This window comes from Paraburkholderia steynii (genome assembly GCF_900100565.1).
Taxonomy (GTDB): Bacteria; Pseudomonadota; Gammaproteobacteria; order Burkholderiales; family Burkholderiaceae; genus Paraburkholderia; species Paraburkholderia terrae.
The window spans coordinates 86,003-108,624 of sequence record NZ_FNDI01000011.1 but is presented as its reverse complement, the minus strand read 5'-3'; the positions used below and the strand labels follow the sequence as shown (position 1 = coordinate 108,624).

Sequence of the window (22,622 nt, the reverse complement as noted above, 5' to 3'; positions counted from 1 at the left end):
TTGCAAATGCGCCGTCCATACCGTTCGATCAGACAGGCAGCCTGCCTATTCGGTGAAGAGCGTGTTGAGCGCGGCGGCGGCTTCGCTATCCACGGTATTCCACGTCACCGTATCCGCCTCGAAGATGTAGTGCGTCGTGTACTTGCCAAGACGCGTGAGGATTTCTTCCTGTATCACTTCAGGCGCGACTTCCAGCTTCAGATACCACGCGGTCGACGACAGGCGCGTCTGAAACGCGCCGTACTCTGCGAGCAGATGATCGAAGGCGTCAGCGTCCTGATCGCGGCAGACGATGACCAGATTTCCCTTCATGCGAACCTCCGGGGGAGCGTAAAGCGGTGATCACAACTTTCGGATGACAGTCGATGATACCTGCTTAAGCTCCGCTTGCCCGGCGGCTTCGACATGCGCGATGCAGGGCGCATCGCTGACCGGTCAGAGAGCGTTTCGCCTGCTTACCGGACATCACCAAACTCTACGAGCGGGCGTCACCAGGCATTGGCGGGCGTGCGCGTGGGCGGCGCGGTATCGTCGGGCGGCACGGCCTCGCTGCGGTCGCGTCCGCCCTGTTTCGCGGCATAGAGCGCCTGGTCGGCGCGGCTGATGATGCGCTCGGGCAGATCTTCCGCCGACAGTTCGGTAATGCCGATACTCACGCTCAAGCCAACCGACTGCGGCAGCTTCGCCGACGGCGTCGCCTTCAGGCGCACGCGCAGGCGCTCGACCACTTCGAGTCCGGTGCCGAGCGGCGTCGACGGCAGCAGAATGCCGAATTCCTCGCCGCCCAGCCGGCCGATCGCGTCGCTGCCGCGCAGCTCGGCGCGGCAGGTGTCGACGAAGTGTTCGAGCGCGCGGTCGCCGGCAGCGTGGCCGAAGCGGTCGTTGATCTGCTTGAAGTGATCGAGGTCGGCGATCGCCATGCACAGCGGCTCGCCCGTCGCGCGCGCACGGTCGATCTCATGACGGAGCAGATCGAGGAAATAGCGGCGCGACAGCGCGCCCGTCAGCGCGTCGTGACGCGCTTCCGCGGACAGCAGCGTGTTCGCGGACTGCAACTGCTCGGCCAACACGCGGGTGGCGCGGTGATGACGCCGCTCGCGCAGATACGACACGGTAATCACCCAGGCGAGCGCCACCGTGCCCGCGAGCGTCAGGAACACCAGCAGATGATCCCGTTTGTGATTGCGCATCAGCTCGGGCCACGCGACGAGCGGATCGACGAGATGCGCGGACAGGCCCGAGTTCAATCCGCCGCGCGACTGGTAGAGCGTCGGGATCGGCTGGCCGGGCATGTCGAACAGCTGATCGGCGATCGCCGTCGGTACCCACGGCGCATCGCTGCGCACCTGGCTCTTGACGGGCTGGATCTGGATGGTTGCAAACTGGTCGCGATGATAGGTGCCCATGCGCTCGACCGCGTTCATCTGCGTGACGCGCGAGTTCGGCATGGCCTGGCCTTCGAGCGCCGCATTGTGCGCCATGATGACCACGCCGTTGTCGTCGGTGACGAAGGTGCCGGCGTGCGCAACCCAGTGGCGCAGCCGCGCGATGCCGACCTTGGCGACGATCGCGCCGACCAGCAGGCCGTCGTCGTAGACGGGCGCCGAGATGAAGATGCCCGGCTCGCCGCTCATGCGGCCCACGCCGTATGCCTCGCCGAACGCGCCGAGCAGGGCGTTGGTCAGGTAGCTGCGCGAGCGCATGTCGAGCCCGACGAACGAATGCGCGTTTTGCGCGTTGCTCGCCGCGACGCATAGCCCGTTCGCGTTGACCAGCCAGATGATGTCGAGGCCTGAGAAGCCCTGGGCGTCGCGCAGGAAACCGTTGATGCCCGCCAGTTCGGGCGACTTCAGCAGATCTTCGCGATGGGCGGGTTCCAGGTCGACGCCTGACGCGGCATAATTCTGCGAGTGCGTCAGCGCCTGCTGGATCACGCCGAGTTCGGCCATGGTGGCGGGTATCGCCCGCGACATCGCCAGGTCGCTCGCGATCACTTCGGCCATGTTGTAGACGATCGAGGCGGACATTTGCCGCTGCTGGCGCAAGGCGGTATCCAGTTCTTGCTGTACCATCCGGTCCGCGACCAGGCCGGAGGCGAACCAGCATGCGAGCACGACCAGTACGAAACTGGCCGGTCCCAATGCCTGGCGCAAGGTTGTCCTTTTCATCGACCCTCTGATCCGTCTGACTGATTCATGCAACAACGTCTTTCGTTGCAACGCGCTGGCGCTGGGCCGTTCCTGCCGATTTTCACCGTGCTTCGCACGGAGCCAGGATAAATGTGCCGCGCCACCGTCCTCGTCGCCGTCGGCCAGCAGGTTTCGCCGCATCCCGATTTTAACCGCCGCACGGCCCGGCGCTAGCCAGGATTTGCGCGCGCGGAAGTCCCGTGTGGGGTATTAACGGCCTCCAGCGGGACTTTCTGAATAGCGGCACGGCCATCGGATTGTGGCTAGCACGCGACGGTTCGCCAGAAGCGGGCGCAAGCCCGGCCTGTTGATGCACGCGGCCTGCCGCTTACAGATCCATTCCGGTAACCATTCAGCGTGACATTTGAGTGTCAACGGTTGTTTCTGTCACACAGGTTGTAGTAGTGTCGTGCCGTCCAAAATGAGGAAAGCTCGCTGGCCTGCCGGCGGCGGCTCGCGCAACACGATTGCGCCGGCCGTAAGTGCAGGCCCGCACGGGGCGCCGCGCGATGTATCCGTCGCCGGCCAATGCGTATTGAACGCCAACGATTTACCGCGCATTAGCGTTTTGCCATGCCTGATTTCCGCTTTCCGGATCGATCCTCGGACCGTCGCGTCGCCGCCAGCCATGCCGGCGCGCGTGTAGCCATCATGGCCGGCGGCATGCCTGCATTCCGCCGCGAAGGGAGGGCCGCCTGATGGATCTGTTCAGCTTCACCCTGAACCGCACTGCCAACGCTTCGGCGTGGCGGGTGCTCCCCAATCGTTGGGATTTCGTCGCGTTTCCGCTCATCATCTGCGTGATCGCGATGGCCGTGGTCGGTTTCCACGAGACGTTGGCGCCCATCTCGACGCTGCAAAGCGAGCCGATCTCGCTCGACCCGGCGAACCTGCCTGAGTACGCGCTGCGTACCACGCTGCGCATGCTCGCCGCGATGGTCGCGTCGCTGACCTTCACGCTGGTCTATGGCACGCTCGCCGCGAAGAGCCGCCGCGCGGGCCAGGTGCTGGTGCCGATTCTCGACATCCTGCAGTCGGTGCCCGTGCTCGGCTACATCTCGTTCACGGTGACTTTCTTCCTCGCGCTCTTTCCGTCGCGGGTGCTGGGCGCCGAGCTGGCCGCGATCTTCGCGATCTTCACGAGCCAGGCGTGGAACATGACCTTCAGCTTCTACCAGTCGCTGCGCACCGTGCCGCGCGATCTGGACGAGGTGTCGAAGGGCTTCCATCTGACGTCGTGGCAGCGCTTCTGGAAGCTCGAAGTGCCGTTCTCGATGCCGGGCCTCATCTGGAACATGATGATGTCGATGTCGGGCGGCTGGTTCTTCGTGGTCGCCTCCGAGGCCATCACGGTCGGCAATCACACCATCACGCTGCCGGGCATCGGCGCGTATCTGGCGGCGGCGATCTCCGAGAAGAACCTGCACGCGATCGGCTGGGTGATCCTGACGATGACGGTCGTGATTCTCGCGTACGACCAGTTCCTGTTCCGTCCGCTGGTCGCATGGTCCGACAAGTTCCGCATGGAGAACACGAGTTCCGGCGACGCGCCGGAATCGTGGCTGCTCGACCTGATCCGCCGCACGCGGCTGATTCACCGTCTGCTCGTGCCCATCGGCTGGATGTTCGCGAAGGCCGCGCGCGTGCCGATCCGCTTGCCGCGTGTCGGGGCCGTGAAGTTCGCGAAGCCGGCCGTGCTCAAGCCGTCCAGGACGGGCGACATCGTGTGGGCCGTGATCGTCGTGCTGGTGACGGCATTCGTCGTATATCGCGTCGTCGAGTATGTACGCACGGGCGTGACGCTCGATGAAGTCGGCCATGTGTTCGTGCTGGGTCTCATCACGCTGCTGCGCGTGACGCTGCTGATCGCGCTCGCGTCGGTGGTGTGGCTGCCCATCGGCGTGCTGATCGGGCTGCGCCCCTCGCTCGCCGAGAAGATCCAGCCGGTCGCGCAGTTCCTCGCGGCGTTCCCGGCGAACCTGCTGTTCCCCGTCTTCGTGATCGTGATCGTCAAGTTCAATCTGAACCCGGACATCTGGCTGTCGCCGCTGATCGTGCTCGGCACGCAGTGGTATATCCTGTTCAACGTGATTGCGGGCGCGAGCGCCTATCCGAACGACTACAAGGAAGCCGCGAAGAATTTCCGCATCCGCGGCTGGCAATGGTGGCGCCAGGTCATGCTGCCGGGCGTGTTCCCGTACTACGTGACGGGCGCGATCACCGCCTCGGGCGGCGCGTGGAACGCGAGCATCGTCGCGGAAGCCGTGCAGTGGGGCGATACCAAACTCGCCGCGCACGGGCTCGGCGCGTATATCGCGCAGTACACGGCCGCGGGCGACTATCCGAAGATCATTCTGGGCATCGCGGTGATGTCCCTGTTCGTGTCCCTCTTCAATCGCGCGTTGTGGCGTCCGCTGTACGCCTACGCCGAAAGCCGCCTGCGGCTCGATTGAGATTCATTGAAGGCATAACGCGATGCAAAATCCGAAAACCGTAACCGCCGCGCCGATCCAGACGCCGCCGATGCCGCCGCGCCTCGGCGAAGAAATCCTGCGCGTCAAGGACGTGTGCCGCGGGTTCAACAAGACCCAGGGCGAACTGCTGGTGCTCGACGACGCCAACCTGTCGTTGCGCGAAGGCGAGATCGTCGGGTTGCTTGGCCGCTCGGGCTCGGGCAAGTCGACGCTGCTGCGTATCATCGCCGGCCTGATCGAGCCGACGGGCGGCGAAGTCACCTACATGGGCAAGCCGCTCAAAGGGCCCGCCGATGGCGTTGCGATGGTGTTCCAGACCTTCGCGTTGTTTCCGTGGCTGACCGTGCTGCAGAACGTGGAAGCGGGTCTCGAGGCGCTCGGCGTCGGTGCGCGTGCGCGCCGCGAACGCGCGCTTGCGGCGATCGACCTGATCGGTCTCGACGGCTTCGAGAACGCGTATCCGCGCGAGCTGTCGGGCGGCATGCGCCAGCGCGTCGGCTTTGCGCGCGCGCTGGTCGTCGATCCGACGCTGCTGCTGATGGACGAACCGTTCTCCGCGCTCGACGTGCTGACGGCCGAGACGCTGCGTACCGACCTGCTCGATCTGTGGACGCAAGGGCGCATGCCGATCAAGTCGGTGCTGATCGTCACGCACAACATCGAGGAAGCCGTGTTCATGTGCGACCGCATCCTCGTGCTGTCCTCGAATCCGGGCCGCGTGATCGCCGAGATCAAGGTGCCGTTCAAGCATCCGCGCAACCGTCTCGATCCGGCATTCCGGCGGCTGGTCGACGACATCTACGCGAAGATGACGGCGCGTCAAAAGGACGAATCGACGAAGAAGGGGCTGGAGTTGCACAGCTGGCTGCCGCATGTGTCGACCAACCTGATGGCGGGTCTGATCGAAACGCTCGCGGCCGCGCCGTATCACGGCCGCGCGGACATGCCGGAAATCGCGCGCTCGCTGCATCTGGAGGTGGACGACCTGTTCCCGATCGCCGAAGTGCTGCAGCATCTGGGCTTCGCGGACGTGCGTGAGGGCGATATTTTCCTGACGCCGCCCGCGCGCGTGTTCGCCGAGTTCGGCACGCAGGAGCGCAAGCTGATGTTCGCCGACCATCTGCTCAAGCACGTGCCGCTCGCGGCGCGAATCAAGAAGGTGCTGAACGAGCGCCCGGGACACCGCGCGCCGCGCGTGCGCTTCGAGCAGGAACTGGAAGACTTCCTGTCGGACAGCGCTGCAGAAGAGACGCTTGACGCCGTTATCAACTGGGGCCGTTATGCCGAAATTTTCTCGTATAACGACCAGACGGAAATTTTCAGTCTCGAGGACGTCGAGTCCTGACGGCAGCGCGCGATTTGCGTGAGCGAAGAAAGAAGGGGAGCCGCGCGGCTCCCCTTCGTTTTGGTCCCGATGCTACGCGCAACGAGCGACGTTACTGCAGATTGCCCCAGCGCTCGACAGCCGGTTCCGCCGATGCCCATTTCCAGTAACCCTTGTTGTCCTGCTGGCAGGCGCTCGCCATGTACCAGTCGACCTTCGCGTCTGGCTTGTCGCCGTCGACGACCGAAAACACGAACTCCTTGCAGATCGCGAGCGACGACGCGAACGCGCGCGTCACGCGCACCTGGCCGTGGCCGTTCTCGATGGGCAGCGAGTGTTTGACGCTCCAGTCGCGCGTCTCGCCGACAGGCATCGCGCCCGCAAGCGCCGCGATCACGTTCTGCTGATCCGAGTGCATCACGCGCATGTAGCGCGCGACGGCTTCGTCGGTGGCGGCTTGCACGGCAATGCCCACGCCGATGCCCACAGCGGGATTCGCGGTGAAGATACCCGTCGCGGCGCCGGCGCCGGCGCCCGCTGCCGCGCCGACGGAAGCCGAACTGCAGCCACTGACGATCGCGCCCGTACCGATGCACAACGCGCCGACGAGCGCGAGCCGCACAGCCGTCGCCGCCCTCAGGCTTCCGGTTGACGGACGCGCGCTCATTGCAGCGAGCCCCAGCGTTCCGTCGCGGGCTCGGCCGATGCCCACTTCCACGCCGCGCCGTCGCGGCAGATCGACGCGACATAGAACGCGCTCGACGCGGGCACGTTCTTGGTCGCAGTTTTATCGACGGAGAAGACGATCTCCTTGCAGTCGAGTTCGCCCGCGCTGATCGTGCGGCTGACAGTCACGCGGCCATGCTCGTCTTCTTCGAGCGGCACCGAATGCGTGATGCTCCACGGCGCAACCGCGCCAACCGCGAGCGGGCCGGCGACCACGGCGATGCTGTCCTGGGTGTTGCGATGGATCACGCGTTCGGAGTACTGCACGCCTGCGCGCGCCGCGGCGACGGCGCCAAGGCCGATACCCGTGGCGACGGCGGCGTTGTTCGTTACTTTCCCGGCAATGGCTGCGCCTGCGATACCGGCGCCCGCCGTGGCACCTTCCGAATAAAGCGATCCGCATCCGCTCAATGTCGTGGTGACGGCGACGGCCAGGGCTGCAATTAGCGTGGCGCTCGGGAAGATCGATCGCCGCATGGCGCTGGCTGGCGCGGCGTGTTTGTCACGGTGCATTGCTTTTTGCATTTCTTCGTCATCGCTCCTGCTCGTGCCTTCGACGCGTGGAGCGCGCCAGCGCGAAGGCAGATACATCTGATTTTTTCGCTGCGGCATTGTGCAGGATGCGTTTTGTAATTGGCATAGGGAAAATGCAAGCAATTGCAAAAGATGCTGCGAGGCCGGGGTCTTTCTGTTTGGCGTGAGGAGCAGTTGGCATGCCTGAGCAAGGCATGGGGCACGGCTGGCGCTAGCGCTTGCGTGCAGCGCGGCGCGGCGGAAGAAGAGACGCGGCTTGACTGGAAGCCGCGAACGCGAGTGGAGAAAATGCCGCGAAGAAGGGCTTGTTGAAACCGCAAAAACCGCAAAAGCGATCAGCGCGCAATAGGCTGCGCGCGTCGCTGCGAATCAGTTGTCGTCGTGATTCGACTCTTCGTCGCCGTAGGTGCTGAGCCGGTTGTACAGCGTCTTCAAACTCACGCCGAGCGCTTTCGCCGCGCGCCGCTTGTCGCCGCCGCAATACTTGAGCGTGCCGAGAATGATCTGCTTCTGCGCATCGGCGAGCGGCGTGCCGATCCACACGCTCATCGAGTCGCCGACTGTCACGGGCTTCTTCACGCGCGACATCAGATGCGGATGCGGCAACTCCACCGCCTTCTCGGCCAGAATGAACGCGCGATACACCGCGTTCTTCAGCTCGCGCACGTTGCCGGGCCACGACCAGGTGCGCAGCGTTTCCATCGAACGCTTGCTGAACACCTTGTTCGTGCCTTCCTGGCGGTTGAGCTCGTTGAGGAAATGCACCGCCAGCAGTTCGCGGTCGCCTTCGCGCTCGCGCAGCGGCGGCGCGCGTAGCGGGAACACGGCGAGCCGGTACATCAGGTCTTCGCGCAGGCCGTTTTCTTTCACCGCGACAGCGGGGTCACGATTGGTCGCGGCGATCACGCGCACGTCGCCGCGAATCAGCTCGGTGCCGCCGACGCGATAGAACGTGCCCGTCTCCAGCGCGCGCAACAGTTTCACCTGCCGCACGGGCGCCATTTCGGTGACTTCGTCGAGAAACAGCGTGCCGCCGTTCGCATGCTCGAAGTAGCCGATGCGGCCCTGGACCGCGCCCGTGAAGCTGCCTTTTTCATGGCCGAACAGTTCGGCTTCGATCAGTTCGTCGGGTATCGCGCCGCAGTTGACGGCGACGAACGCGCCGCCCTTGCGCGCGCTATGGTCGTGAATCGTGCGGGCGATCAGCTCCTTGCCCGTGCCCGATTCGCCGATGATGAGTGCCGTCGCATCGGTGGCGGCCACGCGGTCGATCTGTTCGTAAAGATCCAGCATGACGGGCGATGAGCCGTACAGCGTGCCGTACGACTTCAGTCCCGGGACGTTTTCCGCCGCGCGTTGCTTCGCCGGAGACGCACCGCCGCCATCGGCTTCGGTGGCGGGCGAGTCCAGATCGGTTGACGACATAGGCAAGGGTGTCCTGTGCAATTTCGGGTGGGTGTCGTGAATGGCGCAGGCCAGTATCGAGAGCGTGGATTGCCTTGTAAGAGTGGTCCACTATCTCACAAAAGGCAATTTAACCACTCACGCGCCATATCCGGCAAGGCGCATGCAAGTTTGCCGTTCGCTGGCAGTTCGCAAACGTTAACGTACGATCGACACGCGTTGCCGGAAAAAGTTGCGCGGCGCGCGATGCAGGTCGGCAACTTTGTCTGCATCGCGTATGCGTGCGCGCGGTCTTCGATCGCGCCGCGTTTTGCGGAACTCGATGAGAACCCGTAGATCGCACGAGGATGCCGGGAACGACCGTTGCGACAGACGGGAGATGACGCATGACACCGGAACCGCCCATCGACAGACGGGACAAATCCGGTCCCCGCGCCGGAACAGGAGATTGCAATGACGGAAACCACTGAACAGCTCGCGTTGGGCCGACAAAAATTTGTCCAGGATCTCAGCGTGCTGTTGACCGATTCAGAAGAAATGCTGCGGCTCGCGGCAGCCGTGCCGGGCGAAGGCCTCGACGCGCTGCGTGAGCGGCTGCGCACGCACGTCGATTCCGTGCAGAACGCGCTCGCCGACGCGCAGACCTCGGCCCAGCGGCGCTACCGCAGCGCCACCGTCCAGACTGAGCGATACGTGCGCCAGAATCCGTGGCAGTCGCTGGGCATCGCGGCCGGTGTCGGCTTCGTGCTGGGCATGCTCGCCGCGCGCTGAGGGCGCTAATCCGGCATGGCGGCCGCGTGGCCGCTGCCATTTCCATTCGCGACAACAAGGAGTTCAACATGGCACGACCCAAGATCGGCATATTCGGCGCCGTGTTCGCCGTGGGCAGCGTACTGGCATGGCGCTGGGTGCAAAAGCAGCGCGCCGCGCAGCAACCGCTCGCGCGCGATCTGACGCGCTGGGAAGGCGAGGGCGGCGCCGTGACGGAGCCGGTGCAACCCACGCAGGGAGCGCCGGGCGCGCCGGGCGCGCACGTCGCGCCCACGCCCGCCAAGCATCTGCGCAACGGTAATGGCGCGGATCACGGCGACGCCTGGCCGTTTCCGCGCAGCTAAACCGGGTGGCGCGCACGGCGGAATGCGATTTAACACGATCGTGCGCCGCGTCATATGCGCGTTGATGTTTTTTCGACCCGAGGCCTTATAATGAGCAAAAAGCACAACAATAAGTGCTTTTTACAGCAAAACTTGCGGTAATTGTTGCGTAGATGAGTTAATTCGGAAAGTTTTTCCGGTCGAGGCGTTCGTCGCTGCGATGCAAGCGTATGCTTGAAAATCGCAGCGCGCGGGCGCTTTCGTCGTTCGCAACTTTCCGGCGAGACGCAGGCTGCGCGTATCCATGACCAGCACTTACGAGCTTTCCATACGCGATGCCACATGTATTGATTGTCGATGACGATCCGAGTACCCGCGAAGCGCTGGCGGCCATCATCGCGGAAGACGGGCTGACCACGGCGACGGCGGGTGATCTGCGCGAGGCCCGCATCCAGCTGGTGCGGCAAACGCCTGACGTCGTGTTCACCGATCTGAAGCTGCCCGATGGCTCGGGCGTCGATCTGTTCGAGGATCTCGATCCGCGCTCGGGCGTGGAATTCGTCGTGATCACGGGGCATGCGACGGTCGAGTCGGCTGTGAGCGCGCTGAAGATGGGCGCCGCCGATTACCTCGTGAAGCCGATCAACATGCAGCGCGTGAAGGCCATCTTGAGCCGCCTGCCGCGCGCGGGCGACCTGAAGGCGGAAATCGGCACGCTGCGCGGCGAGTTGCGTCGCATGGGCCGCTTCGGCCTGATGCTCGGCAATTCACCCATCATGCAGCAGGTGTACGACCAGATCAGCCGCGTCGCGCCGACGGCCGCTTCCGTGATGCTGGTCGGCGAATCGGGCACGGGCAAGGAAGTCGCCGCGCAGACGCTGCATCAGTTGAGCCTGCGTCGCAAGCACGCGTTTCTTGCCGTCAATTGCGGCGCGATCTCGCCGAACCTGATCGAATCGGAGATGTTCGGCCACGAGCGCGGTGCGTTCACGGGCGCCGACCGTCAGCACAAGGGCTATTTCGAACGTGCGAACGGCGGCACGCTATTCCTCGACGAAATCACCGAAATGCCGATCGAGTTGCAGGTGAAGCTGCTGCGCGTGCTGGAGACGGGCATGTTCATGCGAGTCGGCACGACGAAGGAAATCGAAACCGACGTGCGCCTGATCGCCGCGACGAACCGCGATCCGGAGCAGGCCGTGCTCGAAGGCAAGCTGCGCCTCGACCTGTATCACCGTCTGAACGTGTTCCCGATCAGCCTGCCGCCGCTGCGCGAGCGCGGCAAGGATGTCGAGTTGCTCGCGCAGGCGTTCCTGGATGATCTCAACGAGCAGCACACCACCAAGAAGCACTTCCCGCCCGCGGTGAAGGAGATGCTGCTGTCGTACCCGTGGCCCGGCAACGTGCGCGAGCTGAAGAACTACGTGCAGCGCGCGCACATCATGGCCGGCACGGATTCGGACAGCACGGCCACGGTGCCGCTGCAAATCTCGCTGTCGAAGCCGACGGCGGGCACGGCGATCACGATTCCGTTCGGCACGTCGCTCGCCGAGGCCGATCGTCAGCTGATTCTGGCAACGCTCGAACAGTGCGGCGGCGTGAAGACGCGCGCGGCCGAGATTCTCGGCATCAGCCTGAAGACGCTGTATAACCGGCTCGTCGAATACGGCAACGATGCCGGACGTGCCGATGTCGACGACGTCAGCGACGAGCCGCAGGCTCTCGGCAAGGCGGACGCGTGAGCGCGTCGGCGAAATAGCTGGACTTGCCGCTGTCCGCCACGGCGGACAGCGGCATCAACGGCACATGCCTTGCTGATTTGAGTTCAACAGTCGCCGGCGCATCAAGCGAAGACGACATCGAACGAAAACAGGGAGCCAAACCATGCCGGAACATGACGCCGTCCACGGTATCTACGCGCACCGTCCTGAACCTACGACGCCGCCCGAGCCGAACCAGCCGGATACGATACCCGACCCGACGCGCGAACCCGTCGAACCCGATACACCGCCGATCGGCGATCCGCCGTCGCAACCTTCGCAAACACCTCATACGATTGCCCGCATGACGCTGCTGCCGGAGTTCTGACGCCTGCCTTCACACAGCAGCGGCGGCCTCTCGAAGGGGCGCACGCGGATTTGGCGCATCGACGCAATTGGCGGGCCCGCGCCCTGTACGCGTTACAAAACCGCCGAACTTTTTACCGGCAATTTACGTTCATCGGCCTAGACTAAGGGGATGCGTCCCGGGCAAACCCTGTCCGGGTACTGGCCTTCCCCTGGAGGCGTCCATCATGAGACATCCCGCATTGCGGCGCTCCGCGCGTCATTCGAAGCGCGACCAGCGCCCAGCCGGCGGCTCGGGCAATCCACCCGTCGGGCCGGACCCGGCGCAGCAGAACCGCCCGGCGCCCGGCGCGCCGCCAGACGGGGATCACAACCAGGGTGGCACGCGTCAGGAAGGGCTGGAATACCAGCGCGACCTGGGCTCCGAGCAGGACGCCTGAAGCCATTTTTCCGGCCGGTTCCGGTTAGATCGTCGAGCGAAAAATCTGCTGCGCGGGTGCCCGGGCGCAGCTAGTTTTTGCTCGCCCGTCACATTTACATACATTTTTATTCCGTCTTTTCGCGCCTTACGGCATAGGACTTGCGTGCCGTAAGGCGGAGTATCACCGCATGTACAGTCAACTGAATGAGGTGGAGCCGCAATGAGCAGATTGATCGTCGTTTCAAACCGCGTCGCGCCGACTCAGGAAGGACGCCCCGCAGCGGGCGGTCTCGCAATCGGAGTGCTGGACGCCCTGAAGGAAACGGGAGGAGTGTGGTTCGGCTGGAGCGGCGAGACCGTCGCCGAGTCGTCCCCGCCCGTCATCGAGAAGCAGGGCAACGTGACCTACGCCACCGTGGGGCTGACCAAGCGCGACTACGACCAGTACTACCGCGGTTTCTCGAATTCGACGCTATGGCCGACGTTCCACTACCGCAATGACCTGTCGCGCTACGACCGGCAGGAATATGCCGGCTATCTGCGAGTGAACGTGACGCTCGCGAAGCAGTTGAAGGAATTGCTCAAGCCCGACGACATCATCTGGGTTCACGACTATCACCTGTTGCCGTTCGCGCGCTGCCTGCGCGATCTGGGCGTGAAGAATCCGATCGGCTTCTTTCTGCATATTCCGTTTCCCGTGCCGGAGGTGATGCGCACCGTGCCGCCGCACGAGGAACTCGTGAAGTGCATGTGCAGCTATGACGTGGTCGGTTTTCAGACAGACGCGGACCGGCAGTCGTTCGTCGATTACATCGAGCGCGGGCATCACGGCACGTCGAGCGACGAGAACATGATTCACGCATACGGCCGGTTCCTGAAGGTGGGGGCGTATCCGATCGGCATCTATCCCGATGCGATCGCCAAGGCCGCCGAGCAGTTCACCGACCGCAAGCCGGTGCGTAGCCTGCGCGACGGCATGCGCGGCCGCAAGCTGATCATGAGCGTGGACCGGCTCGACTATTCGAAAGGGCTGGTCGAGCGCTTCCAGGCATTCGAGCGTCTGTTGCAGAGCGCGCCCGGTTGGCATGGCCGCGTGTCGCTCGTGCAGATCGCACCGCCGACCCGCGCCGATGTGCAGACCTACCAGCGCATTCGACAGACGCTGGAAGGCGAGGCGGGGCGTATCAATGGCCGCTTCGCGCAGCTGGACTGGACGCCTATCCAGTACCTGAACCGCAAGTATGAACGCAATCTGCTGATGGCGCTGTTCCGTCAGTCACAGGTCGGCTATGTGACGCCGCTGCGCGACGGGATGAACCTCGTCGCAAAGGAATACGTCGCGTCGCAGGACCCGGCCGATCCTGGCGTGCTGGTGCTCTCGCAATTCGCGGGCGCGGCCGAGCAGTTGCCCGGCGCGCTGGTCGTCAATCCGTTCGACCTGTCGCAGATGGCCGAGGCGTTGGAGCGCGCGCTGTCGATGCCGCTCGCCGAGCGCCAGGCACGTCACGCGGACATGATGGCGCCGCTGCGCGAGAACAACCTGTCGGTATGGCGCGATACGTTCCTTGCCGATTTGCGGAATGTCGCGACGGCTTCGTCGGTGACGGAGAAGGCCGTCAAGCGCGCAGACGTCACGGTCTGAGCTAACGTGAGATGAGTAAGATTGCGCGGCCTCGTAGGGCGCGCAGGTTCACGAACGGCAGCCCTTGCAGGCTGCCGTTTTCGTTTCCAGCCAGGCGATTTTCGAGCCGTCGAGCCCGTCACGCCTGCTGCTGGTTCAACTCGGTGAGTGGCACGGGTGTCTGACGCGGATCGAAATCTGCCCATTTGCCGCGTTGCCAGTGACCGGTTGCGCGCTCGATATCGGCGCCGCCCGCCTCGCGCAGAATCCGCGCCGCTTCCATCTGGTTCTCCGGACACACATGCACGGCGACGAGCACGCCCGAGTTGCGCATCTCGTGATGCACGACGTCGTGATGCTCATGCGGTCCACTGCGCGCCTGGGCCATCTTGCCCACCACCAACCCGAGATACGCACCGACGCCTGCCGCGATCACGACGACGGGCATCGACGCCGAAAACGCGGTGAACACCGCGACACCGATCACGGCGCCCGCGACAGCGCCGATCGTCACCGCGTGGTGATGGCGAGGGGACGTCGGCGGCGCGGAGGAGATCGTGGGCGGGGCGGCGGCGTGTTCGTCGAGTGGATGGCGCGCATGCTGGCCGCGCGGATTGACGAAAAACAGCGTGACGTCTTCACCGGGAAAACCGTTGTCGAAGAGCTTTTGCGCGGCGTCTTCGGCGGCGGGGAAAGTGGTGAAACGTCCAGCGACGATGAGTGACATGGTGCCCCCTATCGTTCAAAGGCCGAGGTTCGAAGGCCAGAGCGAAACCCGCACCGCACGTCGCGACGGACATCGGCGGTTGAGGCTTCGTCTACAAGAATAGGCGGAAAGCGGAGCGTTGGAAGGTATGCGTTACGCGGCCGTCGGCGCGCTGTGCCGGACGCGCATCGTGCTGACGAGCGCGCCCGCGCCCGCGAAGCACGCCGCCACGTAGAGCGTGAGCACGGGGCCGTGCTGCGGCGCGATGCCGAAGATCAGCGCGACGAGCGCCGAGCCGAGCGTTTGCCCCGTCAGGCGCGCGGTGCCGAGCATGCCGCTCGCCCCGCCGCTGCGGTGGCGCGGCGCCGCCGACAGCATCGTCCGGTTGTTCGGCGACTGGAAAATGCCGAAGCCCGCGCCGCACAGTGCCATGCGCCACACGATATCGAATGCCGTGGGGTGCGGGCCGAGCGTGGCCAGCAGCAACAGGCCGAGCGCCAGCGTCGCGAGCCCGAGGCCGCCGAGCCAGCCCGCCGAGATCCGGTCCGACAGCACGCCCGACAGCGGCGCCGCGCCGACGATCACGAGCGGCCACGGCGTCATCAGCAGCCCTGTCTCGACCTGGGATAGGCCCAGATTGTTTTGCAACAAGAACGGCAGCGACACGAACGCGAGCATTTGCGCGCAGAACGAACACACCGACGTGCCCACCGACAACGCGAAGATAGGAATGCGCAACAGATCGACGGGCAACAGCGGCGCGGACTGCGTGAGTTGCCGCCGCACGAAAAAGTAGCCGATCACGATCGCGGCGATCAATTCGGCGGCGACGAAGCCGTAGCGCTCGCCGTGACCGAAGCCATCGACGGCGAAGATCAGAAGCCCGAACACGAACGCGTTCATCACGGCGCCCGGATAGTCGTACGGCGACGGATGGCCTTCGTTGCGCGGTAGCGCGCGCCAGCCCACTGCGATGGCGGCAATGCCGATCGGCACGTTGATCGCGAAGAGCCACGGCCACGCCGCGACGGCGAGTACGGCGGATGCCACCGTCGGTCCGACGGCGGACGAGACGGCGACCACCATCGCGTTGATCGCGACGCCGCGCCCGAGTTGCGTGGGCGGATAGATCATGCGCACGAGCGCGGTGTTGACGCTCATGATGCCTGCCGCGCCGAAGCCCTGGATCACGCGGGCGAGCGCGAGCGTTGGCAGCGACGTGGCGAGCGCGCAACCGAGCGACGCGATCGTGAACAGCACCAGTCCGCCCATATAGACGCGCCGGTAGCCGATGCGATCGCCCAGCGACGACAGCGGCAGCAGCGAAATCGTCACCGACAGCTGATACGCGTTCACTACCCAGATCGAGCTTGCGGCGCTCGCGCGCAGGTTTCGCGCGATGGTCGGCAGCGCGACGTTGGCGATCGCGCTGTCGAGCACGGCGAGCGTGATGCCCAGCGCGACGACGAGGATCGCCCAGTAGCGCTGCGGGATCGGCAGCCCCAGTTCGGGTTCCGGCGCGGCGGCGGGAGAGGGAGCAGCGGGGTTGGAAGCGCCCGGTGGATGGCGGTTGTCGGTCGACGAAGAAGCTTGCATTGTGTTGTTGTGATGAGCGGCGAGGCGGTCGATGCCCGCCGGCAGTCGTGTCCAGGATTGTGCTTCCTGCGACAGCGGTCGTGACAGCGGGCAACCGATTCGGGCCGGCATGACACGCGCATCGCGCGGTGGCCATGCCGGCCCGTGGAGATCGGAGCGCCGCCGTTACTTCAGTTCGTACAGGCCCGTGTACGTGGCCGAATCGATTTCGTTCAGATGCGTCATGTAGCGCGCGACGGCGTTCGTCGTGTCGGCGGTGAGCGGCAGGGTCGCCACCTTCAGCGCATGCACGCGGAAGATGAAGCGATGCGGCTTGTCGCCGCGCGTCGGCGCTGCGCCGCCAAACCCGACCGAGCCGTAGTCGTTGCGAAACTGCAGCGCGCCCGACGGTAACAGGCTGCCGTCGGCTTTGCCTGCGTTGCGCGGCAGCGAGCGTGCATCGGCGGGAATGTTGACGACGACCCAGTGCCAGAAACCGCTGCCCGTGGGCGCGTCGGGATCGTAGACGGTGAGCGCCAGGCTTTGCGTGTCGGCGGGCGGCGCGTCCCATTGCAGCGCGGGCGACACGTTCTCGCCATCGCCTGAGACGCCGAACGATTTGTCGTTCATCTCCTGTGCCTTCGGCATAAAGCCGTTCGCGGGGAAGTCGTCCGACCAGATTCGAAAATCAGCCATCATGCGCCTCCTTCAGTGGATGGTTCCAGGATAGGCGGGAGCCGTTGAAAGACCGCTCGGAAGATAGCCTGGAGACTCCCAGTTAGCTAATCGAGTGTAGCACCGGCATCTTGCAAAATTCGCCGCGTCGCTTGAAGACGCAACCTCATGTGCGGTCCTTATGCGCGCTCTTCATGCAGCGGCGCATCGCCGTGCAGCCAGTCGATCAGCCGTTGCAATACGCCGTCGATGTCCCGGTTCGCCCCGCGCAAGGCGCATTCCCACACCGTCGCGACGCGCCAGCCGGCTTCGAGCAGCGCGGCTTGGGCCTTCGCATCGTTGGCGCGATTGCGGCCGATCTTGTCGCGCCAGAACTCCGGGCGCGTCTGCGGCCATTTGAAGAGATGACAGTCGTGGCCGTGCCAGAAGCAGCCATGCACGAAGATCACCGCGCGATACCGCGGCAACACGATGTCGGGCCGGCCGGCCAGATCGCGCGCGTCGAGCCGGAAGCGGAAGCCGCGCCGATGCAGCAGGCTGCGGATCAGGATTTCAGGTTTCGTGTTGCGGCCGCGAATGCCGGACATCATCCGGCTGCGCGTGGCCGCGTCGACGATATCGACCATCAGTGCGCGAGCTCCGCCGCGCTTTCCGCTTGCGCTGCGTGCGTGAGCGCGCGCACATGCGGCAGCATGATGCGCGCGACTTCGCGCATCACGGGCACCACGACGCTATTGCCGAACTGGCGATACGCCTGGGTATCGCTGACGGGGATGCGGAACGTGTCGGGAAAGCCCATCAGCCGCGCGCATTCGCGCGGCGTCAGACGGCGCGGCCGCTTTTTCTCGCCCTGATAGACGAGAATCTCCGAGCCATCCTTGTGATAGCGCGCCGATAACGTGCGCGTCACGCTTTGCGGATAGGCCATTCCATAGCCGAAGCCGTTGCCCGCCGCGCGATGCTTCTCCGCGTAGTTCTGCAGGTAGGTCCAGAGCTTCGGCGTCAGCGTGTATTTGGGCTGCACCTGGCGCGCGGCGTGATCGAAGAAGCGGTCGCCGTCCCACGGCAGGACGGGCTCGCTGCCGTCCGTCCGATGCAAAATCGACGCGAGCCGCGGGCCTTCTTCCGGCAGCCGCAGATCGTCCCACGAGAACGACGTCTTGCCGCGAAAGCCGACAATGATGATCCGCTCGCGATGCTGCGGCGTGAAATGCGCGCCGTCGATCACGCGGTAATGCACCTCGTAGCCGAGTTCGTCGCGCAGTGTCTGAAGGATCACGTCGAACGTGCGGCCCTTGTCGTGCGACAGCAGGTTCTTCACGTTCTCCAGCAGGAACGCGGCCGGGCGGCGCGTGGCGATGATGCGCGCGACATCGAAGAACAGCGTGCCCTGCGTCGCGCATTCGAAACCGTGCGGGCGGCCGAGCGCATTCTTCTTGCTGACGCCTGCAATCGAAAACGGCTGACACGGAAAGCCGCCGAGCAGAATGTCGTGCTCGGGGACGGCTTCGGCGGGAAACGTGACGATGTCGCCGATCAGCGCGTGCTGCGCGTCGCCGTCACGGAAGTTCTCCTGATACGTTTTCTGCGAGAAGTCGTTCCACTCGCTGGTGAACACGCACTGGCCGCCGTGCGTCTCGAAGCCCATGCGGATGCCGCCGATGCCGGCGAACAGATCGATGATGCGTGTGCTCGTTCCGTTGCCTGCATGCGCACCGACGTTGCGCGCCGTGGCGGGATACAGCATCGCGTGCAGTGCAGGTTCGAGCATCGCGGGGCAAGGCGTTTCGCCTTTTTCCCAGCGGCGCACCGTCTTGATGTCCTTGCCGACATGCGCGGCGATTTCTTTTTGTGTGAAGCGGGTGCGCGCCTGCTTCAGCAGGTCAAGCGGTGAAGCCTGAGTCACAGGAATCCTTGCTGGGAATTTTTGCGGACATTATGACCTACGAATGTCCCTAATTCGCGATTGCGGCGTGTTCCGCAGACAAATTTTCCTGCGCCGGAGGGCGTGAGCGTGTGAAGGGAGAGGGAAGGCAGCCCCGGCGACGCGCCAGATCATCCTGTCGCTGTGTCGCCGGGTGTTCGCGCTGCTGGGTGCAGCATCGTGGAATGAAGCGCGGCGGGTCAATGAATGTTAAATGCGCGGTGCGCCTCGATCCGCGCAGCGCAGCGGCGCCGCAGAGGCTCCGCGGGTTCGCTCAGCGCTTGCGGCGTACGCGATGGCGGTTTGCATCGCGCGAGGCTGCGGGCCGCGTGATCGTCACGGGCAGCGGCGTCAGATCCTTCGTGCATAGCTCGTCGAGCTGCAACAGCAGATCGTCGATCGAGCAGAGCTGCGAATTGGTCAAATGGTCGGCGTCGAGCAAATCGAAGAGGCGTTTGCGCCAGTAGGTGGCGGGGAGGATGGCCCCACCCAGGTCGCCATGCATCGAAGGCCGCATGACGCGGGCAATGTGCGCGATGTCCTGATCGATCAGAGTCGATTTGAACGATCCCGCCGACGAAGTGAGGTAATGGTCCATGCCCCCACTACGGCAGGGGTTTGGAAAACTTTAGGGTCAGCTTGAAAATATTTTGCGCCGCGACGAGCTTTATGCGGATCGGAATCGGGCGATGTCGACGCGGGCAGCGGGCGAGTGGCCGGTGTTTCGAGGGCCGTGTGCGGGTCGGTTCATGTCAGCGCGAGCGCCAGGCTGCAGGTGAGCACGACGATCATCAGGCCAGCCGCGACTGCAAGGTTGTACGGGTAGGGCATCTGTCAACCTACTGACGTATCCAAGGAGTGACGAGATAATAAAAGGACGCCGCGACTCCGTCCGCAGACAAATGGTGCGTTAGGTGGGAGAGCGCACACTGGCTTGCGGCGCTCGCGCGCAAGCCCCGCCGGGTGGGCTTCCGGCGCATGCCGGGACGTTGGCGCGTGTGGCTTTTTTGCGTCGCGCGATGTACACGGCGCGACGCGTGCCGTGTCAGGCGGGCTGATCGGGGCTAGGGGCCGGGTTGGCCGCGCCTTCGAGAAAACGACGCGTCGCTTCGAACGATTGCAGCATCTGGTCCGGCCACGGTGTTTGCAGCATGACCGCCTGGTGATTCTCGAATGCGGTGTTCAGCAGCTTCGACAGCTCCGGCGAGTTCAAATGGCGCAGCAGCACGCTGACGGCGATGGCCGTCGCCTGACTGGCGCCTGCCGTTTGCAGTTCGGAAGTGGTGAGAGCGGCGAGTTGCTTGTTGATATCCATGGGTTGTCCTTCGATTGTGCTGGCGTGTGTTGCGTGAAGTGCGTGATTTTGTCACGGCCGGGCGAGGTTGGTCGGACCAAGTCGGCTCGGGAAAAGGTCGTCCAGCCGCGCCACGCGGGCTCGTTCTCCATTCCCTTCCAAAAAAGGGAACTGTGTTTTGGCAATTCCGATAGTTTTCTTTGTTTAGCGCGGGCGTACACTCGACTCAAACGTTTTCGCTCTGGAGTCGATCATGCTCGCTACCTTCTTTGTGCTCTGGCCGTTTGCCGCTGCGTCGCTGTTTGCGCTCGCCAAATTCTTCGATCAGCGCGACCAGCAACTGGCCAAGATTCAGGTGGTGGTGCGCCGGCATCGGTGAACGTTTGATCGTTGTGGCTGTTCGTCGCGTTGCATAGCAATGGGGCTGTAGCAAACAAAAAACCCGCAAAGCGTGAGCTATTGCGGGTTTTTTTGTAGCGTCGTCCGTCGCCGATGTGGTCCCCCCGACAGGAATCGAACCTGTATCTAGCGCTTAGGAGGCACTTGTTCTATCCATTGAACTACGGGGAGGGGCCGCCGACGAGCGCAGAGTATAGCAAATCGCCCGTTTGCCAAAGCGGCTTTCGATGCGGGCAACCGCACGCGTCGACGCGGTGGCGGCTGGCGCGCCGCACGGCTAACATCGGCCGATGACCGATGCTCACTACACCGATCCGCGTCTCGTCGCGCTCTACGACGCGCTCAACCCGTTCGCCGCCGACACGCGCTTCTATATCGACCTCGCCGCACGCACGGAAGCTTCGCGCATCGTCGATATCGGCTGCGGCACGGGGCTGCTTGCCTGTGAACTGGCCCGGCGCGGCCATACGGTGACGGGCGTCGATCCGTCACCGGCGATGCTCGATATCGCCCGCCAACGGCCGGGCGGCGATCGGGTGGAATGGATCGAAGGCGACGCGGCGCAGCTGGGCGCAAAGTCCGCCGATCTCGCCGTGATGACGGGCCACGTCGCGCAGATTTTTCTTGACGACGCGAGCTTCGACGCCACGCTAGCCGCTGCACAAGCCACGTTGCGTCCCGGCGGCCGGCTCGCTTTCGAAAGCCGCAATCCCTCCGTGTCGCCGTGGATGGCGTGGACGCCTGAACGGTCGCGCCGCGTGATCGACGACCCGCGCTACGGCGCCGTCGAAATCTGGCAGCAACTCATCGAAGCAAACAATGACCGCGTCCGCTTCGACACCCACTATCGATTCCTTCGAGACGGCGACACCGTCGTCGCGCCCAGCCAGCTGCGCTTTCGCACGCAGGCCGCGCTGAGCGAAGCGCTCGTCAAGGCGGGTTTCAGCGACCAGGAATGGTTCGGCGACTGGACCCGATCGCCCGTCGATCACGCGAGCCGCGAACTGATCACCGTCGCAAGGCGCGACTGACGGAAGCGGGCGGACCGCCAAAAGCAAAGCGGTCCGCAGGCATTGAACCCGCGGACCGCTCTAAACGAACGACGTTTCTCTAACAGAACCGCCGATCAGAACTCGACTACAGCAAATTCAGCCTTGCCCACATCGCACAGCGGGCAGCGCCAGTCCACGGGGATATCGGCGAAACGCGTACCCGCTTCGATACCTTCCTCGGGCAAACCTTCCTCTTCGTTATAGATCCAGCCGCAAATCAGACAGACCCAGCTCTTATATTCGATCACTTCACTCACGACACACGCTCTTCATTGATTCAATGCAAAATCCGCCAATCTGCCCCTTTTTAGTGCATGCGGCGGCGACCCGCAATATTACCGGAATTCGCCGGAAGACCCACGCCGCCCGTTCCGTTTACCGTTTCAGATCAACGCGAAGCAGTGTGCATCCCGGCGATCCGACGTCCGGCGGGCCTGGCGCCAACGTGTATTCTTTCAGTACGATGCGGCCGCGCGCGAACGCCTATGTACGCCGTGCCCATCGAGCCGCTTTAGCCAAGGAGAAAAACGATGCTGAATAACAGATGGTTGGCCGGCGCAGCGTGCGCAGGCATGCTGGTCTTGTCGGGCGCGGCGCATGCCGCGGGCGTCTCGTTCGTCGAGCCGAAGGACGGCGCGACCGTGAGCAACCCCATTCACGTGAAGTTTGCCGTCGACGGCATGAAGGTCGTTCCTGCAGGCACGATGACGGAAGGCACGGGGCATCATCATCTGATCATCGATGGGCAGCCGCTGCCGAAGGGCGAAGTCATTCCCGCCAACGACAAGTCGCTGCATTTCGGCAAGGGCCAGACGGAAACGGAGATCACGCTGCCGCCGGGCGATCACACGCTGACGCTCGATTTCGGCGACGGCGCGCACCGTTCGTATGGCCCGGAGATGAGCAAGACGATCACGATTCACGTGAAGTAAGCAAAGGCGCGCTTGCCGCGCCTTTTTTCGCTCACCTTCAATTCACGGAACGGCTTGCCGCTGCGAACGCCTACGCGGGGACGGGCGTTCGCGTTCTCTCCCGTCCGTGCGCGTCCTGAGCGCCTGCTCATGCCGACCCACCGGTTCCAGCGGCGTGGGCGCGCGCTGCATGTGTCATTCGTCCTATGCCATCCTGCCGGGCCGCATCCCGT

At 64.2% G+C, this 22,622-nt stretch carries 24 protein-coding genes and 1 tRNA gene; 11 read left to right on the top strand and 14 right to left on the bottom strand.

Features of this window, described 5'->3' with window-relative positions; all coding sequences use genetic code 11:
- Window positions 1–45: 45 nt before the first annotated feature.
- Window positions 46–312 carry a double-stranded DNA-specific endonuclease gene (locus BLT65_RS20715; RefSeq protein WP_036003535.1) on the bottom strand — a complete coding sequence of 89 codons (267 nt, stop codon included), beginning with the start codon at window positions 310–312 and terminating at the stop codon, window positions 46–48.
- Window positions 313–488: 176 nt separating this feature from the next.
- Window positions 489–2,168, bottom strand: a complete 1,680-nt coding sequence (locus BLT65_RS20710; RefSeq protein WP_042310360.1) for a sensor domain-containing diguanylate cyclase — start codon at window positions 2,166–2,168, stop codon at window positions 489–491.
- Between the two features lie 719 nt (window positions 2,169–2,887).
- On the opposite strand from BLT65_RS20710, the gene BLT65_RS20705 reads away from it, so the two are divergent.
- A complete protein-coding gene (locus BLT65_RS20705) occupies window positions 2,888–4,642 on the top strand; it encodes an ABC transporter permease (protein ID WP_091780394.1) in 1,755 nt (584 codons plus the stop codon).
- 22 nt (window positions 4,643–4,664) lie between these two features.
- Entirely contained in the window at window positions 4,665–6,008 is a 1,344-nt protein-coding gene (locus BLT65_RS20700) for an ABC transporter ATP-binding protein (RefSeq protein ID WP_042310356.1), read from the top strand.
- Between the two features lie 91 nt (window positions 6,009–6,099).
- On the opposite strand, the gene BLT65_RS20695 is transcribed toward BLT65_RS20700, so the two are convergent.
- The 3 genes from BLT65_RS20695 to BLT65_RS20685 all read right to left on the bottom strand — a co-directional run bounded on the left by BLT65_RS20695 (window position 6,100) and on the right by BLT65_RS20685 (window position 8,672).
- Window positions 6,100–6,654 carry a hypothetical protein gene (locus tag BLT65_RS20695; RefSeq protein ID WP_091780391.1) on the bottom strand — a complete coding sequence of 185 codons (555 nt, stop codon included), beginning with the start codon at window positions 6,652–6,654 and terminating at the stop codon, window positions 6,100–6,102.
- Window positions 6,651–7,190, bottom strand: coding sequence for a hypothetical protein (locus BLT65_RS20690; RefSeq protein ID WP_229513468.1), 540 nt, complete (start codon window positions 7,188–7,190; stop codon window positions 6,651–6,653). Before BLT65_RS20690 ends, BLT65_RS20695 begins: the two co-directional genes overlap by 4 nt.
- 426 nt (window positions 7,191–7,616) lie before the next feature.
- Window positions 7,617–8,672, bottom strand: a complete 1,056-nt coding sequence (locus BLT65_RS20685; RefSeq protein WP_042310352.1) for a sigma-54 interaction domain-containing protein — start codon at window positions 8,670–8,672, stop codon at window positions 7,617–7,619.
- A 432-nt stretch (window positions 8,673–9,104) separates the two neighbouring features.
- Here BLT65_RS20685 and BLT65_RS20680 point away from each other — a divergent pair, with 432 nt between their 5' ends.
- From BLT65_RS20680 to otsA, 6 genes are all read left to right on the top strand, one after another.
- Window positions 9,105–9,422 carry an ElaB/YgaM/YqjD family protein gene (locus BLT65_RS20680; RefSeq protein ID WP_091780389.1) on the top strand — a complete coding sequence of 106 codons (318 nt, stop codon included), beginning with the start codon at window positions 9,105–9,107 and terminating at the stop codon, window positions 9,420–9,422.
- Window positions 9,423–9,490: 68 nt separating this feature from the next.
- On the top strand, window positions 9,491–9,766 hold the full coding sequence (locus BLT65_RS20675) for a hypothetical protein (protein ID WP_091780668.1): 276 nt from the start codon (window positions 9,491–9,493) through the stop codon (window positions 9,764–9,766).
- A gap of 314 nt (window positions 9,767–10,080) precedes the next feature.
- On the top strand, window positions 10,081–11,487 hold the full coding sequence (locus BLT65_RS20670; RefSeq protein ID WP_042310348.1) for a sigma-54-dependent transcriptional regulator: 1,407 nt from the start codon (window positions 10,081–10,083) through the stop codon (window positions 11,485–11,487).
- Between the two features lie 142 nt (window positions 11,488–11,629).
- Entirely contained in the window at window positions 11,630–11,833 is a 204-nt protein-coding gene (locus BLT65_RS20665) for a hypothetical protein (protein WP_091780386.1), read from the top strand.
- 205 nt (window positions 11,834–12,038) lie between these two features.
- Window positions 12,039–12,251: a hypothetical protein gene (locus BLT65_RS20660; protein ID WP_007587923.1), complete on the top strand. Its 213-nt coding sequence runs from the start codon at window positions 12,039–12,041 to the stop codon at window positions 12,249–12,251.
- A gap of 201 nt (window positions 12,252–12,452) precedes the next feature.
- Entirely contained in the window at window positions 12,453–13,874 is a 1,422-nt protein-coding gene (gene otsA / locus BLT65_RS20655; protein ID WP_042310344.1) for an alpha,alpha-trehalose-phosphate synthase (UDP-forming), read from the top strand.
- A gap of 118 nt (window positions 13,875–13,992) precedes the next feature.
- Here otsA and BLT65_RS20650 read toward each other — a convergent pair whose 3' ends face one another.
- The 7 genes from BLT65_RS20650 to BLT65_RS20620 form a co-directional block, all read right to left on the bottom strand.
- The gene (locus BLT65_RS20650; protein WP_091780383.1) at window positions 13,993–14,580 is read right to left on the bottom strand and encodes a glycine zipper 2TM domain-containing protein; all 588 of its coding nucleotides are present in this window, start codon (window positions 14,578–14,580) and stop codon (window positions 13,993–13,995) included.
- Window positions 14,581–14,712: 132 nt separating this feature from the next.
- A complete protein-coding gene (locus BLT65_RS20645) occupies window positions 14,713–16,155 on the bottom strand; it encodes an MFS transporter (RefSeq protein WP_091780665.1) in 1,443 nt (480 codons plus the stop codon).
- A 165-nt stretch (window positions 16,156–16,320) separates the two neighbouring features.
- Complete coding sequence (locus BLT65_RS20640) at window positions 16,321–16,830, bottom strand: YbhB/YbcL family Raf kinase inhibitor-like protein (protein ID WP_091780380.1); 510 nt, start codon at window positions 16,828–16,830, stop codon at window positions 16,321–16,323.
- Window positions 16,831–16,988: 158 nt separating this feature from the next.
- Window positions 16,989–17,435 (bottom strand): very short patch repair endonuclease, encoded by a 447-nt coding sequence (locus BLT65_RS20635; protein ID WP_091780377.1) that lies wholly within the window; start codon window positions 17,433–17,435, stop codon window positions 16,989–16,991.
- Window positions 17,435–18,715 carry a DNA (cytosine-5-)-methyltransferase gene (gene dcm / locus BLT65_RS20630; protein ID WP_091780373.1) on the bottom strand — a complete coding sequence of 427 codons (1,281 nt, stop codon included), beginning with the start codon at window positions 18,713–18,715 and terminating at the stop codon, window positions 17,435–17,437. Before dcm ends, BLT65_RS20635 begins: the two co-directional genes overlap by 1 nt.
- Window positions 18,716–19,007: 292 nt before the next feature.
- Complete coding sequence (locus BLT65_RS20625) at window positions 19,008–19,331, bottom strand: hypothetical protein (RefSeq protein ID WP_091780370.1); 324 nt, start codon at window positions 19,329–19,331, stop codon at window positions 19,008–19,010.
- A 447-nt stretch (window positions 19,332–19,778) separates the two neighbouring features.
- Window positions 19,779–20,048 (bottom strand): hypothetical protein, encoded by a 270-nt coding sequence (locus BLT65_RS20620; protein ID WP_091780367.1) that lies wholly within the window; start codon window positions 20,046–20,048, stop codon window positions 19,779–19,781.
- 232 nt (window positions 20,049–20,280) lie between these two features.
- Between BLT65_RS20620 and BLT65_RS48445 the strand changes: the two genes are divergently transcribed.
- Complete coding sequence (locus BLT65_RS48445; RefSeq protein WP_007587913.1) at window positions 20,281–20,406, top strand: hypothetical protein; 126 nt, start codon at window positions 20,281–20,283, stop codon at window positions 20,404–20,406.
- Window positions 20,407–20,522: 116 nt separating this feature from the next.
- On the opposite strand, the gene BLT65_RS20615 is transcribed toward BLT65_RS48445, so the two are convergent.
- A tRNA-Arg gene (locus tag BLT65_RS20615) sits at window positions 20,523–20,597 on the bottom strand.
- A 119-nt stretch (window positions 20,598–20,716) separates the two neighbouring features.
- Between BLT65_RS20615 and BLT65_RS20610 the strand changes: the two genes are divergently transcribed.
- Complete coding sequence (locus BLT65_RS20610) at window positions 20,717–21,457, top strand: class I SAM-dependent methyltransferase (protein WP_167306510.1); 741 nt, start codon at window positions 20,717–20,719, stop codon at window positions 21,455–21,457.
- A gap of 95 nt (window positions 21,458–21,552) precedes the next feature.
- On the opposite strand, the gene BLT65_RS20605 is transcribed toward BLT65_RS20610, so the two are convergent.
- Window positions 21,553–21,735, bottom strand: coding sequence for a rubredoxin (locus tag BLT65_RS20605; RefSeq protein ID WP_007587908.1), 183 nt, complete (start codon window positions 21,733–21,735; stop codon window positions 21,553–21,555).
- Between the two features lie 273 nt (window positions 21,736–22,008).
- Here BLT65_RS20605 and BLT65_RS20600 point away from each other — a divergent pair, with 273 nt between their 5' ends.
- The gene (locus BLT65_RS20600; protein ID WP_042310332.1) at window positions 22,009–22,410 is read left to right on the top strand and encodes a DUF4399 domain-containing protein; all 402 of its coding nucleotides are present in this window, start codon (window positions 22,009–22,011) and stop codon (window positions 22,408–22,410) included.
- Window positions 22,411–22,622 lie beyond the last annotated feature (212 nt).